The following is a 14,128-nucleotide window of genomic DNA, read 5'->3' on the forward strand; positions in this document are numbered from 1 at the left end:
AAGCTTTTCCCGATCCCCTACCCCGCCTTACGCCGATTGAGATTCGTCTTATTCGGCTGTCTGAACGCACGCTGAACAATGTGTCCACTGATCCAGCAAAGCCCTTACCGGCCGCGGATCCGGCGTGGCGCACAAGCTCGCGACCATGCCTCCACACACTGTCCAGCGAATCAGGAAACGATCCGGATACCTCCCCTCCGGAAGACCCGCCAGGAAAGGCCCAAGGCGCTGGGAATCCGCCCCGCATCGCCCTCTGGCGGCGGGTGCAAGGAGGTTTGCAATGCGCTTCAAGAAAACCCTTCTGGCCACGCATGTGGCACTGGCCGTCGCCCTCTTCGGGCAGAGCCAGGCTGCTCTGGCTGGTTGCACTACGACAGACACATCCATCTCCTGCGATGCAACCATCTACGACGCTCCGGCTGCCGGGACGACCAGCCTGGTCATCAATACCGGCACTACCGAGGGCAAGCTGGCACCTATGCAAGGTTTCGGCATCTACGGTAACAACTCCGGAACCCGGTTCAACCTGAGCGAAGCGACTACGTCCATCACCACCGGCGGCAGCAAGGCCGATGCCATTCAGGTGAATAACGGCACCAACCATATGACCTTCGGCCAGCTCAACATCGTCACGACCGGCTCCTCCGCCGACGGCATCAACGTGACGCGCAACACCAATGGATCGAGCGTGACCGTCGGCGACAATGCAGTGATTACCACTCAGGGCATGGGGGTGAGGGCGAACTCCTCGCCTGCTGCTGGCTATACCAACAGCATCGTCGTCGGCGATGGGGCGACCATTACCAGTGCAGGCAACGGCGCCAACACCGAGCTCAGCCTGGGATCGACGGTCTATGAATACGGCGACGGCTATGCCGTCTATGCGGGCAACACCAACACCAAGGCCCTGGGCGGCGCGTCGGTGACCATTGGCGACAACAGCGTCATTACCTCGACTGGCAAGGACGCTCATGCGGTCTTCGCCAACAAGGGCGGTGTGATCACTCTGGGCAGCACCACCATCAGCACCATCAACGCCACCGAGGCGACCAAGGGCAACGGGTACGGCATCTATGCCGAAGCGGGCGCCTATGGCGATGGGACGCGGGGCAGTCAGGTCTATCTGCTGGGTGACACCCAAGTCACGGTCAAGGACGGCAACTACGCGATCTACGCCAAGGGCGCCGACTCCAGCGTCACGTCCGACAGCGCCAGGGTCTATGTCCTCGACAGCAACGCTGACGCGAACACAGCCAACCGCAAGGGCGTAGCCCTCTTTGCCCAGAACCAGGGCAAGCTGGACCTGAAAATGGCCGCCGGTTCCTACTTCAACGGCACCACCAGCACCGCCACTGACGGGGTGATTGACCTCGCCATGGACGGCGCCTCCAGTCACTGGTTCATGACCGGCAACTCCAATCTCACCAATCTGGCACTCACCGACGGCGCGCAACTGGTGTACGACCGCCACGACGAGCATGGCGCCTACACCTACAAGACGCTGACCGTGGACGGTGATTTCACCGGTGGCGGTCACCTGGTGATGAACACCTACCTGGGCAACGACACCTCGGAAACCGACAAGCTCGCCATCACCGGCAGTACTTCGGGCGAGACCCGCGTCACCGTCAACAACACCGAAGGTCCCGGCGACGAGACCCTGGAAGGCATCCAGATGATCACTGTCGGCGGCACTTCGGCCGGCGAGTTCAAGTCCGACCGGGTGACCGAGGGCGGCTACGAGTACGTGCTGCGCCGTGGCGGCAGCTTCGTCGGCTCGACCGGCGCGAACAGCGACTGGTACCTGACCTCCTACAAGCCGACCGAGCCCGAACCGGAAGATCCGGACCCGATCGATCCGGGCCCCGGTCCTGGCCCCGATCCGGAGCCGGAAGATCCGGATCCCATCGATCCGGGCCCTGGCCCCGTCGATCCGACGCCCGTGCCGCCGGTTCCTCGCGACGACGACCGTGTGCGCCAGCCCGAAGGCGCCAGCTATACCGCCAACATGGCGGCAGCCAACACGATGTTCCTGCACCGCCTGCATGACCGAACCGGCAACCTGACCTACGTCGATCCGGACACCGGCAAGGAAGTCACTTCGATGCTGTGGATGCGCAACGTCGATGGTTCCAGCCGCTGGGAAGACAGCACCGGACAGCTGAAGACCGAGTCCAACCGCTACGTACTGCAACTGGGCAGTGACCTGTACCGCAAGCAGACCGACAACGGCGACTGGGTCGTCGGTGTGATGGCTGGCTACGCCAACGGCAACTCGACCAGCAAGTCGCGCATCACCGGCTACCGCTCGCGGGGCGAGATCGACGGCTACAGCCTGGGCGTCTATGGCACCTGGTACGAGAACAAGGACGACGAGAACGGCGCCTATGTCGACAGCTGGGTACTGTGGAACGACTTCGACGCACAGGTGAAAGGCGAGCAACTGGCCAAGGAGAAATACGACGCCAAGGGCATCACCGCGTCCATCGAGGCGGGCAAGACCTTCACCATGGCGAAGACCGAGAGCGCCACCTACTACGTACAGCCCCAGGCGCAGGTCGTCTACATGGGCGTGAAGGCCGACAGCCACCGCGAGGCCAACGGCACCAGGGTTACCAGCCAGGGCGACGGCAACATCATGACCCGGCTGGGCGCCCGGGCCGCCGTACGCAGCAACCAGGCCGGTGGCTTCGCCAACACCTACGGCGTGGAGCCGTACGTGGAAACCAACTGGATCCACAACACCGACGACTTCGGCGCGAAGATGGGCAACACCAAGTTCGAGATGGACGGTGCCAGCGACATCTTCGAAGTGAAACTCGGCGCCACCAGCAAGGTGAACAGCCGCGTCAACGTCTGGGGTGAAGTGGGCAAGCAATACGGCGACAACGGCTACCGCGACCAGGCGGTGACGCTGGGGCTGAAAGTCAACTTCTGACCTCGCCGTGAACAAGGCCGCCGCACACACTGTGCGGCGGCCTTTTGCAGTCCCTGTGGAGCGCGCCATGCGCGCGAGGTGGGGCATGGCCCGCTCCGGCAGGGAGACGCCTGCGCCCCTCCGAAAGCCTGACAATTCGATCAACTTTTCCCTGGCACACCGGTCAGCCACCCTGAGCTGCTATGCTCTGCAGCTCAAAGAAAAAGGTGGACCCGCGATGACGGCGATGACGTCGCAACCGAACGAACGCCCGGGCATCTCGCCCGCTCTGGCCGCACTGCGCGCCGCCACCCAGGCCTTGCATGCCGACCTTGACAGCCGCTCCCCGCTCACCACCGCGCTGACTCACACCGACTACCTCAACCACGCCGCCCGCGTACTGGGCTGGATGCGCCCGCTGGAGCAGGCGCTCTGGCCGCTCTGGCCGGACCACGAGGATGCCCTTCAGCGTCGCGGCAAGAGCCAGTGGCTGGAAGCCGACCTGCTGGCCGGCGAGCATTTCACCGACGCGCTACCCGACTGCCCCACCGCACCAGTGCCGAACAGCGTCGCCGAAGCCCTTGGCATCGCCTACGTGGCTGAAGGCGCAACCCTCGGCGGACGGGTGCTCTACAAACGTCTCAAGGCACCGCTCGAGCCACTGCCCCTGCGCTGGCTGCAAGGCTACGGCGAGCACACTGGCGAGCGTTGGGGCGCGTTCCAGCGCCTGCTGGCCGAGCATGTCACCTCGGACGAAGACATCGCCCGCGCCCAGGACGCCGCCGTGCGCGCCTTCACCTCGTTTCGCGACTGGGTGCTCGAGGCTGCTCCCAAGCGGACAGTCCCGGCATGAGCGATCAGACGGTCACCCTCGCCAACTGCGAGGACGAACCCATCCATGTGCCGGGGGCGATCCAGCCCCACGGCGCCCTGATTGCCGTCGACGCTGAGGGTCTCGTACTCGGCTTCAGTGACAACCTCGGCACCCTGCTGGGTATTGCTCCGACGCTGGGCGAGCCGCTGGCGGAGGCGGATGTCGGCCCCAGCGTGCTGGCGATGCTCGGCGAAGGACTGGCTGAGGAAGGCCCGTGGATCAACAGCGTGGAAACGCGGATCAACCGGCGTTTTTTCGATGTGATCGGCCACAGCCATGATGGCGTGCGCTACCTGGAGTTCGAACGACGCGCCGCCGGTACCGCCTCCTTCACCACCTTCGCCCTCAACGCCCAGCGCCTGGTCAGCCAGCTGCAACTGCGCAACGACGTGGACAGCCTGCTGGTCAGCGTGACCGAGGAAGTGCGGCGAATGACCGGCTACGACCGCGTCATGGCCTACCGCTTCAATGAAGACGACTCCGGTGAAGTGGTCGCCGAATCCCGCCGCGAGGACCTGGAAAGCTACCTCGGCCAACGCTATCCGGCCTCGGACATTCCCGCCCAGGCCCGACGTCTGTACCTGCAGAACCCGGTGCGGCTGATCGGCGACGCGGCGTACCAGCCGGTGGCCGTGCGCCCCGCCCTGAACCCGCACAGCGGCAAGCCCTTCGACCTGAGCTTCAGCACCCTGCGCAGCGTTTCGCCGATCCATTGCGAGTACCTCGCCAACATGGGCGTGCGCGCGTCGATGAGCATTTCCATCGTGGTGGGTGGGCGGCTGTGGGGGCTGTTCTCCTGCCACCACATGAGCCCGAAGGTGGTGCCCTACCCGATTCGCATGTCCTTCCAGGTGTTCTCCCAGGTGTGCAGCGCCATGGTCGAGCGCCTGGAACAGAGCCGCATCAGCGAGCTGCTGCGCCAGGCCTCCGAGCGCCAGCAGGCGCTGCTGCGTCGCACCCGCGACTCCGACGACCTGCTCAGCGCGTTGTCGCGCCCCGACGCCAACGTCGCCGACCTGCTGCCGTGCGATGGCGCGGTGGTGATGCTCGGCGGGCGTGCCAGCAGTATCGGAGGAGATTTCGAAGACCTGGCGGTCGCCATGGTCGCCCAGTTGCAGCAGAACGAAGAGCTGGATCTGTTCCACAGCGATCGACGCCCGGAGCTGCCCGACGGCCCGCACGACCCGCGCTATTGCGGCGTCATGGCGATCCGTTTCCATCGCCAGGAGTCTGGCTGGATCGTCTGGCTGCGCCTGGAGCAGGTGCACCGCATCCGTTGGGGCGGCAAGCCGGAAAAGATCGTCAAGACCGGCCCCTCGGGCCCACGCCTGACCCCGCGGGGCTCGTTCGAGGCCTGGGAGGAAGTGGTGCGCGGTCGCTCGATGCCCTGGACCGGCATCGACCTGAACATCGCCGAGAAGCTGCGCACCGAACTGGTGGAGCTGTGCCTGAACCGCGCCGGCGAGATCGACCGCATGCGCCAGCGCCTGATCGCCGTCCTCGGCCACGACCTGCGCAACCCACTGCAATCGATCTCCATGGCGGCGGCGATGCTCTCCTCCAGCGACGTGCGCAATGCCGAACTGCGCCAGCACATCACCTATTCCAGCAGCCGCATGGAACGGCTGATCAGCCAGATCCTGGAGATGAGCCGGCTGCAGAGTGGCGCGGGAATGACCGTGAAACCGGTAACGGCCGATCTCTCGCGGCTGGTCCGTGACATCGTCCAGGAAACCGACGTGGCCTATCCCGGCCTGTCCATCGAAACCGCCATCGAGGACGGCGTGCAGGCGCAGGTCGATCCGGACCGCTACCTGCAGGTGGTGGCCAACCTGCTGAGCAATGCCCGCCACCATGGCCGCCCCGGCCGCCCGGTGCTGGTGGAACTGCGCCGGCACGGCGAGCTGGCGCGGCTGAGCCTCCTCAACGAAGCGGAAGCGCTGGACGAAGCGCGCCTGCCCCATCTCTTCGAGCCATTCAAGCAGGACGCTGGCGGCCATGGCCGCAACAAGAGCGGGCTGGGCATCGGCCTGTACATCTCACAGGCCATCGTCAGCGCCCACGGCGGCCGTATCGACGTGGAGCAGGCCGACGGCATCATCACCTTCAGCGTGCTGGTGCCGCTCACGCCATCGGGCTGACGCCGAGCGGACTTGCAGGTGCGTGATCGCGGGCATCGCCTGCTCCTGCAGGAGAACCCCGATCCGCACAAACGCAAACGGCGCCCCCGGGGCGCCATTTTCATGCCGACAACAGGTTCAGCGCAGCTGGCTGTCCTTGCTGCCACGGCGGTTGTATCCGGCGTAGGCCGCCTGCTCCTTGTCGTGCTCGGCCTGGCAGGTCACGCACAGGCGCACACCGGGAATCGCCTTGCGCCGCGCCTCGGGTATCGGCGCATCGCACTCCTCGCAGTGGGTCAGGCTCTCGCCCTTGGGCATCTGGTTGCGCGCCCGTGCGATGGCATCCTCGATGGTGCTGTCGATCTGCTCCTGAACCGCCCCGTCGTTTGCCCAGCCGCTGGCCATGGCGACCTCCGTCGATTGATCATTCTTCATACCGATATGAAGGGTGTCGGAAACAATTGCAAGGGGCCGTCGATCTGAGGCAAAAGCGGCGCATTACGCCAGCATTATCAGATTCACCTTACAGGCAGAGCGGAGCATGAAACCGAGAATGGCGGCCCTCCACGTCATCCAAGGAACCCATCATGCGATTCGTTTACGCACTGTTCGCCGGTCTGATGCTGACGGGGGCGCTGTCCGGCCCCGTGTCCGCTACCGAGGCCAGCGCCCGCCAGACCGATCCGCTGTTGCAGGATATCGAGCGCTATCTGCTGCTTTATGCAGCCACCGGCGACGATCGCTTTCTGACTCGCCTGGACAGCCTTGGCGTGGTGTTCGAAAGCCAGCTTGGCGAGCAGAAACAAGCCAGGACGCTGAAGGACATCTGGCAACTGCACCAGCAGACACTGAGCAAGGTGCGCGACGCGTACAGCAAGAAGGACGTCGATCTGAAAGAAGCGCTGCAGCAGACGCAGGAGGTCGCCGATCTGTTCGACAGCTTCCTGGGGAATACGTCGGACAGCGCACCGTCGATACGCGGAGAACTGCGCGAACTGGCGTTGCTGGAAGCCCGCAAGGCCAACCGCAAGCTACTGGGCGAGCCGTCCACGGCGCAGAGCGAGCGCATCGAAGCGCTGTGTGCCAGCCTGCAGTCCCACCTTGAGGCCTTGCCGGACAATCCCGCGCGCGACAGCCTGATGGCGCACTGGACATTCCTGCGCAAGAGCCAGGCGGCCGGTGGCACCCTGCTCTACCCGTTCAACGCGCAGATCGAGTACCTCAGCAGCCATCTGCCCCAACGTTGAGCGGGGAACGGAAGGAGTCTTACTCCTTCACTTCCATGTATTCGCGCGCCCAGATCTGGTACTCCTCGGGCAGCGTGTATTTCTTGGCCAGTTCCGAGGCGGTCAGGTCGGAGGCGTGCACGCCGCGCTGCTCGCGCAGGCAGTCGTAGGTCGCCTTGATCGCCGCGAAGTAGGCGGCGTGACCGTCGACCACGATGCGCACGCCCAGCTCGGCCAGACGCGCGTCGTCGCGCAGCTCCGGGTTGCCGTAGGACACCAGCATCAGCGGCACGGACAGGTGGCGGGAGATGGATTCCAGGTGGTCGAAGTCGCGAATGCCGACCATGCAGATGCCGTCTGCGCCGGCAGCCTGGTAGGCCAGGGTACGGCGGATCACATCGTCCACTTCGAGCACTTCGGCGTTGGTGCGGGCGATGATCGCCATTTCCGGGTCGATGCGCGCTTCCAGCGCCGCGCGGATCTTGCCGACACCTTCCTCGACCGGGATCAGGTCGGTGGACTTGCGGCCGAACTGCGCCGGCAGCAGGGTGTCCTCGATGGTCAGCGCGGCAACGCCGGCACGTTCCAGCTCGACGATGGTGCGCATGGTGTTCAGCGCGTTGCCGTAGCCGTGGTCGGCATCGGCGATCACCGGCAGGCGGGCGACGCGGCCGATGCGGGTGGCCTGCTCGGTGAATTCGCTCAGGGTAATCAGCGCGAAGTCAGGCGCCGCCAGAACTTGTAGTGAAGCTACAGAACCACCCAGGATGCCCACTTCGAAACCCAGGTCGCCGGCGATGCGCGCCGACATGGGATCGAACACCGACGCGGTGTGATAGCAGGCTGAAGAATTCAGTAAGGCGCGGAAATCCTTGCGCAATTCGTGGAAGGAGGCTCTGTGCATGGTGGGATCCAACTGCGTGTACGGGGTGGGAGAACGGAAATCAGATAGTGGAAAACTCTTGTAGGAAAACTACAGGAACACAATGTAGCAAAACTACAAGCTACTCCCCAAGCCCTCTTTGCCACCATCGCTTCCCGACGGATACCCTGAATTTCGCCGAGTACTCGCGTACACTGCGCGGCCGTTTTTTCTCCGGACACCTTGCACCATGTTCCCGACCTCCGCGTCCCGCGCCCTGGGCATCGACTTCGGCACCTCCAACTCCACCGTCGGCTGGTGGCGCCCGGACACCGAGCCGCTGATCGCCCTGGAAGACGACAAGATCACCCTGCCCTCGGTGATCTTCTTCAACGTCGAGGAACGCCGTCCGGTCTACGGCCGCCTGGCTCTGCACGAATACCTGGAAGGCTACGAAGGTCGTCTGATGCGCTCGCTGAAAAGCCTGCTGGGTTCATCGCTGCTCAAAAGCGAGACCACCGTGCTGGGCAGCGCCATGCCATTCAAGGACCTGCTGGGCCTGTTCATCGGCGAGCTGAAGAAGCGGGCCGAGAGCGTCGCCGGGCGCGAATTCGAATCCGTGGTGCTGGGCCGCCCGGTGTTCTTCGTCGATGACGATCCCAAGGCCGACCAGGACGCCCAGGACACCCTCGTCGCCGTGGCGCAGAAGCTCGGCTTCAAGGACGTCTCCTTCCAGTACGAACCCCTCGCCGCGGCCTTCGACTACGAGCGCAGCATCGCGCGCGAGGAGCTGGTGCTGATCGTCGACATCGGCGGTGGTACCTCGGACTTCTCGCTGGTGCGGCTGTCTCCGGAGCGCCGCGAAGTCGCCGACCGCCAGAGCGATATCCTCGCCACCGGCGGCGTGCACATCGGCGGTACCGATTTCGACAAGCAGCTGAGCATCCAGGGCGTGATGCCGCTGTTCGGCTATGGCAGCAAGATGAAGAGCGATGCCTTCATGCCGACCAGCTACCACCTCAACCTCGCCACCTGGCACACCATCAACGCGGTGTACGCACAGAAGTCCCAGCTGGCGCTGCAGAACATGCGCTACGACATCGTCGATGCCACCGGTATCGATCGCCTGTTCAAGCTCATCGAGCAGCGCGCCGGCCACTGGCTGGCGATGCAGGTGGAAGCGAGCAAGATCGAGCTGTCCGACGCCGATCGCCGCGACATCGACCTCGCTCGTGTCGAGGCCGGCCTGGTCGCCGAGCTGAGCCGTGAACTGTTCGAAGGCGCCATCGCCCCGCTGCTGGAGCGCGTGCGTGGCAGCATCACCGAGCTGCTGAGCTCGGCCGACGTGGACCCGGCGCGGGTCGATACCGTGTTCTTCACCGGTGGTTCCTCCGGCGTACCGGCACTGCGCCAGAGCGTGGCCGCCATGCTGCCCAATGCCCGCCACGTCGACGGCGACCGCTTCGGCGGGATCGGCAACGGCCTGGCCATCGAGGCGATGAAGCGCTACGGCTGAGCAGCCGCTCACTGACGGCGATGCCGCCGTGCGCTAGTGTGGTGGCAATACCTTTCGCGCCCGGAGCCCGCCATGCGCACCGTTCAACTGACCAGCCTGCTGCTTGTGACCGCCACGCTCTCCGCCTGCGGCCTGGGCGAAACCGCTGCCACCGCGGCCACCACTGCCAATCTGCAGGCCCAGCAGGCGCAACAGGCCCAACAGCAGATGCAGCAGCTCAAGCAGCAGATCGATGCCGCCAATGTGCAGAACCAACAGCGCCTGGACGACGCCCTGAAAGACGCCCAGTAACCCCGCCCCCGCAGATTTCTTGAACGCCGGAAGATGACCTAGGCTCCAACTTGAGCGAGTGAGTTGCTCAACCAAGGAGAACACCATGTACAAGCGATCACTGCTGGCGCTGATGGTACTGGCCTCGGTGGCGGGCTGCGCGTCCACCAAGGTGCAGAACCCGGTCAACTACATCACCTTCCGCGACCAGCCGCTGGTGCGCAACGTCGAGAAGGGGATGAGCCAGGAACAAGTCCTGAAGATCGGCGGTACGCCGTCGTCGACCCAGAAACGCCTGATGAAGCCGGGCAGCTGCAACAGCTACATCCTCAGCAAGGATGGCCAGCAGCAACCGTTCTACGTGAGCTTCGACGGCAGCGGCCAGGTGGACGGCTCGGGCTTCATGACCTGCTCGGAGCTGGACCGCCACGAACGCGACTACCAGCCGTGACGGCTTCGCTGGTGTGACGACAAGGCCCTCGCCCCATGGCGGGGGCCTTTTCATTCGGCACGCCGCCACGCCCGGCCCGGGATATTCTCGTCGCACGCTGGCCGTCTATCATCCCTGCAGCCACCCCAGGAGCCGACCATGAAATACCGCATCATCGAACTGCCCGCCTTCCACGTGGTGGGCATGGACTACCGCGGCAGCGCGCCGGGCGACAGCATCGGCCAGCTGTGGCAGCGCTTCCTGCCACGCGAGAACGAAGTCGCCGCGAGCGCGAACGACAATACCGCCTACGGCGTCTGCACCCAGCTGCCGGGCGGCGAATTCCACTACATCGCCGGCCTGCCGGTGGAGCCCGGCGCAGCCGTGCCCGAGGGCATGACGAGCGTCGAGGTGCCCGCGCAGAAGTACGCGGTGTTTACCCATATCGGCCCGGTCACCGCCATCGCCGACAGCTTCCAGGCCATCTACTCCAGCCTGCTGGCCCGCCACGGTCTGGAGCCGAAGAAAGGCGTGGACCTGGAACGCTACACCGAGCGCTTCCTCGGCCCGCAGGACCCGGCCTCGGAAACCGATCTCTACGTGCCGATCTATTAATCCGGCATCGCCCGCAGGAGCGCGCCATGCGCACCATCGCGGACATGGCCCGCTCCTGCAGGGAGCTCATTTGCCTTTCGCGGGCGCTTTCGACGGCTGCTTCATCTGCTCCAGCAGGGCGGTGCACTGGTTGTCGTCCTGCTTGCTCGGTGCAACGAGGGCGAGCAGCGCCGCAGCCGGGGCCACCGCCACGCCGAGGGCGACCATCCCCGCGCCGCGCGCCGCCAACGGCAACACATGGACGCCAGCCTTCGGGTTCTTGAAAGTGCCCTGCACATAGAGCGGCGAGCGCAGGGAGAAAATTCGCACGCCCTTGCTCTGCGGCGTAATGTCCAGGTCCAGTTGTTCGGTGGCGAAGTTGGCCGTGCCATCCACCGTGATGATCGCGTTCTCGGTATCGAAGGCGAACACCCTCGGCTTGGCCAGGCCATTGGAGATCCCCACGTCGGCGGCCGCGCAGTTGATCTTCACCTCGTCGTCACCGAACAGCTTGTTCACTACATAGTTGCCCACGTTGAGGCCGGCGATCTCCATCAGGCTGCGACTGATGCGGCCGTCGTTGATCAGCAGTTTCATCTCGCCGTTGGCGCCGGCCAGGATGGTCGCCACCGAGTTGCCGGTGCCGGTCAGGGCCGCGTCGCCATTGAGCTCACCGAAGCTGGACTGCATCGGCGCAAAGCTGGGGAACAGCTCCTTGAGCTTGAAGCTGCGCGCCTGCAACTGGACCTTGCTCTGCAGCGGCGTCTTGCCGCCGTCCAGGCGGATGTGCGAATCCAGCGTGCCGCCAGCCACGCCGAATCGCAGCGGCTCCAGGGTCAGCAGGCCGTCGTTGAGCACCAGGTGGGTATACAGGTCGCTGATCGGCAGTTTGTCGCTGTGGACGATGCGCTTGCCGGCGAACTCCACGTCAGCGTCCATCGCGCGCCAGCGGTCAGTGCGGAACGCTTCCACCGGCAGCACCTTGTCCGCCGGCTGGCGGGTGCTCTGGCCCCGCGCCTGCTTCTCCTTGTTGGAGTCGGCGCCGATCAGCGGGCCGAGGTCAGCCATGCGCAGCTGGTCCGAGCGCAACGTGCCGGAGAGCTTGGGCCGCGGTTGGCGGTTGACGAAGACGAGATCGCCATGCAGATCGCTGTCACCCACCTTGCCGTTGAAATTCTCGTAGTGGAATTGCGCGCCGGCCGAATCGTGCAGCTCGGCCTTCAGGCGGCCATCGGTCTCATAGGCCGGCGTATCGGGCAGGGTCACGCCAGTGAGCGGGAACAGGTTGGCCATGCTGGTGCCGGCCAGCTTCAGTCGCAGGTCCAGCGCACCGAGGTTCAGCGGGTCGATCAGCGTGCCGACGATGCTCGCCCGGGTGCTGCCGGCAGACACGTCAGCCTGCACCGGGAAAGGCTTGCCCGCATCCTGCAGCGCCAGCATGCCGCCCACCTTGCCCGCGCCAGTCAGCGGCAGGCCCTTGTACTGGCCCTTGAGCTTCCAGCCGAACACATAGTCCTGGGTCTCGGCCTTGTCGCCGCCGGCCAGCGCCTTGCCCGCCAGTTCGCCGAAGGGCACCGGCTTGCCGAGCGGGTCCACCAGCAGCTCCAGGCGAGTCTTCAGGCTCTGGTCATCGAGGGTGACACTGCCCTTGTCGAATCCGATCTCGCCGATGTCCAGCGTCCACGACGACTGCTCGGGCGGCGCGTCGGGGTCTTCCTCCTTCTTCGGCAGCTCGAAGGTCCAGGTGGCCCGACCGTCGGCCAGGCGGAGCAGGTCCGCACTCGGACGGGTCAGGACGATCTGCGGGATGTTCACGGTCTGCCACAGCAGCGGCAGCGGGGCGAGCCGGAACTCGACTTTCTCCAGACTGGCAAAGTTGGGCGAATGCGTCTTGCCGGCCGCCCAGTCAGGGTTGCCCAAAGTGATGTCGGCGGCACTGACATGCGGCCACGGTACATAGGCCCGCCAGCCACCCTCCGCCGGTTCCGTGCGCCAGAACACCTGCAGGTCGCCGTTGATGGCGAAGGCGCGTCCCAGTTCGGCCGAGACCTTCTCGTTGATCGTAGGCTTCACCCGGTTCCAGTCGAAGGTGGCGATGAACACCACCAGCGCGGCGATCACCGCGATGAAACCGGTGAAGCTCCAGAGGCAGATTCGTTTCCCGCGCGTCATACCTGAACTCCCTGCTTGCCGCGTCGGTGGAAGCAGCGACGTCCCCACGTCGCTGCCGGTATCAAAGGCCGCCTGAGCATGCCGGCCCGGCATTCTCCCTTGGCCTGTCGTGTTGGACCAGCATAGCGAGATGATGGCTCCCGCAATCTGCGCGGCAATTCGTTGCAGCGAGCCGGCCGGGCAAAAAAACCAAACTTTCCCCGGCACCAGCCACTCACAGCCTTGTGACCCGAACCGTGCCGCGCGCCACCGCAGCGCCGGCCTGTCACCTGGCCCGCCGTTAAGGAGAGATTTGATGAACCAGGCACCATTGACCGACGTCCAGACCCTGCGCCAACGGGCGCGCCGCAATATCGAAGAAGGCGCGGTGACCGAGGGCTACCATGCCGACCGCAAGACCGTGCTACGTCTGCTCAACGAGTCGCTGGCCACTGAACTGGTCTGCTACCTGCGCTACAAGCGCCACTACTTCATGGCGACGGGCCTGAAGGCCAGCGTCGCCGCCGCCGAGTTCCTCGAACACGCCACCCAGGAACTGCAGCACGCCGACCAGCTGGCCGAGCGCATCATGCAGCTGGGCGGCGAGCCGGATTTCGACCCGCACGGGCTGACCGAGCGCTCCCACGCCGAGTACGTAGCCGGCGCCAACCTGCGCGAGATGATCACCGAGAACCTGGTCGCCGAACGCATCGCCATCGACAGCTACCGCGAGATCGTCGTCTACCTGGGTGACGACGATCCGACCACGCGCCGCCTCTTCGAGGAGATCCTCGCCCAGGAAGAAGAACACGCCGATGACATGGCAGACCTGCTCCAGGACCTCAAGTAACGTCCCCTCATCCCCGCTCGTTCGCCCTCGTCGATACCCGGCCGCGGCCGGGTATCGCGCACCTGGCACCAGCATTCACTGGAAAGCCCCGTCCCAGAGCCGTTGCGTCATTCCCACCCCTAAATAGATCGACTAATCAGATACTAGCAATCACACCGATAACGCCCATCGAAGGCATTGATATAAGTCATTTTTAACAGCTAACTATTTGATTTTAAATACAGTATTTAACAATCATCGGCATCGATAGCGACTATCTCCCAGCATCGTTTTCCAATCGATAATCCAGAACAGATACTGAGTCCGTGTCCAACGAAC

General features: G+C 64.7%; 12 protein-coding genes. 9 read left to right on the top strand and 3 right to left on the bottom strand.

Annotated elements, in window-relative coordinates:
* Positions 1 to 280: 280 nt before the first annotated feature.
* From AC1ZV1_RS26665 to AC1ZV1_RS26675, 3 genes are all read left to right on the top strand, one after another.
* The gene (locus AC1ZV1_RS26665) at positions 281 to 2,938 is read left to right on the top strand and encodes an autotransporter outer membrane beta-barrel domain-containing protein (RefSeq protein ID WP_484294372.1); all 2,658 of its coding nucleotides are present in this window, start codon (positions 281 to 283) and stop codon (positions 2,936 to 2,938) included.
* Positions 2,939 to 3,164: 226 nt separating this feature from the next.
* Entirely contained in the window at positions 3,165 to 3,770 is a 606-nt protein-coding gene (locus AC1ZV1_RS26670) for a biliverdin-producing heme oxygenase (protein ID WP_484294373.1), read from the top strand.
* The gene (locus tag AC1ZV1_RS26675) at positions 3,767 to 5,932 is read left to right on the top strand and encodes an ATP-binding protein (RefSeq protein WP_484294374.1); all 2,166 of its coding nucleotides are present in this window, start codon (positions 3,767 to 3,769) and stop codon (positions 5,930 to 5,932) included. The genes AC1ZV1_RS26670 and AC1ZV1_RS26675 overlap by 4 nt, the downstream gene beginning before the upstream one ends.
* A gap of 117 nt (positions 5,933 to 6,049) precedes the next feature.
* On the opposite strand, the gene AC1ZV1_RS26680 is transcribed toward AC1ZV1_RS26675, so the two are convergent.
* Entirely contained in the window at positions 6,050 to 6,316 is a 267-nt protein-coding gene (locus AC1ZV1_RS26680; protein WP_484294375.1) for a DksA/TraR family C4-type zinc finger protein, read from the bottom strand.
* Between the two features lie 182 nt (positions 6,317 to 6,498).
* Between AC1ZV1_RS26680 and AC1ZV1_RS26685 the strand changes: the two genes are divergently transcribed.
* A complete protein-coding gene (locus AC1ZV1_RS26685) occupies positions 6,499 to 7,158 on the top strand; it encodes a hypothetical protein (protein WP_484294376.1) in 660 nt (219 codons plus the stop codon).
* Positions 7,159 to 7,177: 19 nt separating this feature from the next.
* Here AC1ZV1_RS26685 and AC1ZV1_RS26690 read toward each other — a convergent pair whose 3' ends face one another.
* Positions 7,178 to 8,041: an isocitrate lyase/PEP mutase family protein gene (locus tag AC1ZV1_RS26690; protein WP_484294377.1), complete on the bottom strand. Its 864-nt coding sequence runs from the start codon at positions 8,039 to 8,041 to the stop codon at positions 7,178 to 7,180.
* A gap of 208 nt (positions 8,042 to 8,249) precedes the next feature.
* On the opposite strand from AC1ZV1_RS26690, the gene AC1ZV1_RS26695 reads away from it, so the two are divergent.
* The 4 genes from AC1ZV1_RS26695 to AC1ZV1_RS26710 all read left to right on the top strand — a co-directional run bounded on the left by AC1ZV1_RS26695 (position 8,250) and on the right by AC1ZV1_RS26710 (position 10,830).
* Positions 8,250 to 9,515, top strand: a complete 1,266-nt coding sequence (locus AC1ZV1_RS26695) for an Hsp70 family protein (RefSeq protein ID WP_484294378.1) — start codon at positions 8,250 to 8,252, stop codon at positions 9,513 to 9,515.
* A 72-nt stretch (positions 9,516 to 9,587) separates the two neighbouring features.
* Entirely contained in the window at positions 9,588 to 9,806 is a 219-nt protein-coding gene (locus AC1ZV1_RS26700) for a hypothetical protein (RefSeq protein WP_484294379.1), read from the top strand.
* Positions 9,807 to 9,891: 85 nt separating this feature from the next.
* Positions 9,892 to 10,236, top strand: a complete 345-nt coding sequence (osmE, locus tag AC1ZV1_RS26705; protein ID WP_484294380.1) for an osmotically-inducible lipoprotein OsmE — start codon at positions 9,892 to 9,894, stop codon at positions 10,234 to 10,236.
* A 138-nt stretch (positions 10,237 to 10,374) separates the two neighbouring features.
* Positions 10,375 to 10,830 (top strand): GyrI-like domain-containing protein, encoded by a 456-nt coding sequence (locus tag AC1ZV1_RS26710; protein ID WP_484294381.1) that lies wholly within the window; start codon positions 10,375 to 10,377, stop codon positions 10,828 to 10,830.
* 66 nt (positions 10,831 to 10,896) lie between these two features.
* Here the strand turns inward: AC1ZV1_RS26710 and AC1ZV1_RS26715 are convergent, their stop codons facing one another.
* Positions 10,897 to 12,981: an AsmA family protein gene (locus AC1ZV1_RS26715; RefSeq protein ID WP_484294382.1), complete on the bottom strand. Its 2,085-nt coding sequence runs from the start codon at positions 12,979 to 12,981 to the stop codon at positions 10,897 to 10,899.
* A 295-nt stretch (positions 12,982 to 13,276) separates the two neighbouring features.
* Here AC1ZV1_RS26715 and AC1ZV1_RS26720 point away from each other — a divergent pair, with 295 nt between their 5' ends.
* Complete coding sequence (locus tag AC1ZV1_RS26720; protein WP_484294383.1) at positions 13,277 to 13,810, top strand: ferritin-like domain-containing protein; 534 nt, start codon at positions 13,277 to 13,279, stop codon at positions 13,808 to 13,810.
* Positions 13,811 to 14,128: the final 318 nt, after the last annotated feature.

The sequence above is a fragment of the Pseudomonas sp. BB438 genome (assembly GCF_057180225.1).

Excerpts from the sequence above, each read along its gene's own strand:
- AC1ZV1_RS26665 (WP_484294372.1), top strand. The coding sequence starts at position 281 with ATGCGCTTCAAGAAAACCCTTCTGGCCACGCATGTGGCACTGGCCGTC.
- AC1ZV1_RS26720 (WP_484294383.1), top strand. The coding sequence starts at position 13,277 with ATGAACCAGGCACCATTGACCGACGTCCAGACCCTGCGCCAACGGGCG.
- AC1ZV1_RS26670 (WP_484294373.1), top strand. The coding sequence starts at position 3,165 with ATGACGTCGCAACCGAACGAACGCCCGGGCATCTCGCCCGCTCTGGCC.
- AC1ZV1_RS26700 (WP_484294379.1), top strand. The coding sequence starts at position 9,588 with ATGCGCACCGTTCAACTGACCAGCCTGCTGCTTGTGACCGCCACGCTC.
- AC1ZV1_RS26695 (WP_484294378.1), top strand. The coding sequence starts at position 8,250 with ATGTTCCCGACCTCCGCGTCCCGCGCCCTGGGCATCGACTTCGGCACC.
- AC1ZV1_RS26680 (WP_484294375.1), bottom strand. The coding sequence starts at position 6,316 with ATGGCCAGCGGCTGGGCAAACGACGGGGCGGTTCAGGAGCAGATCGAC.
- AC1ZV1_RS26710 (WP_484294381.1), top strand. The coding sequence starts at position 10,375 with ATGAAATACCGCATCATCGAACTGCCCGCCTTCCACGTGGTGGGCATG.
- AC1ZV1_RS26690 (WP_484294377.1), bottom strand. The coding sequence starts at position 8,041 with ATGCACAGAGCCTCCTTCCACGAATTGCGCAAGGATTTCCGCGCCTTA.
- AC1ZV1_RS26685 (WP_484294376.1), top strand. The coding sequence starts at position 6,499 with ATGCGATTCGTTTACGCACTGTTCGCCGGTCTGATGCTGACGGGGGCG.
- AC1ZV1_RS26675 (WP_484294374.1), top strand. The coding sequence starts at position 3,767 with ATGAGCGATCAGACGGTCACCCTCGCCAACTGCGAGGACGAACCCATC.
- osmE (WP_484294380.1), top strand. The coding sequence starts at position 9,892 with ATGTACAAGCGATCACTGCTGGCGCTGATGGTACTGGCCTCGGTGGCG.
- AC1ZV1_RS26715 (WP_484294382.1), bottom strand. The coding sequence starts at position 12,981 with ATGACGCGCGGGAAACGAATCTGCCTCTGGAGCTTCACCGGTTTCATC.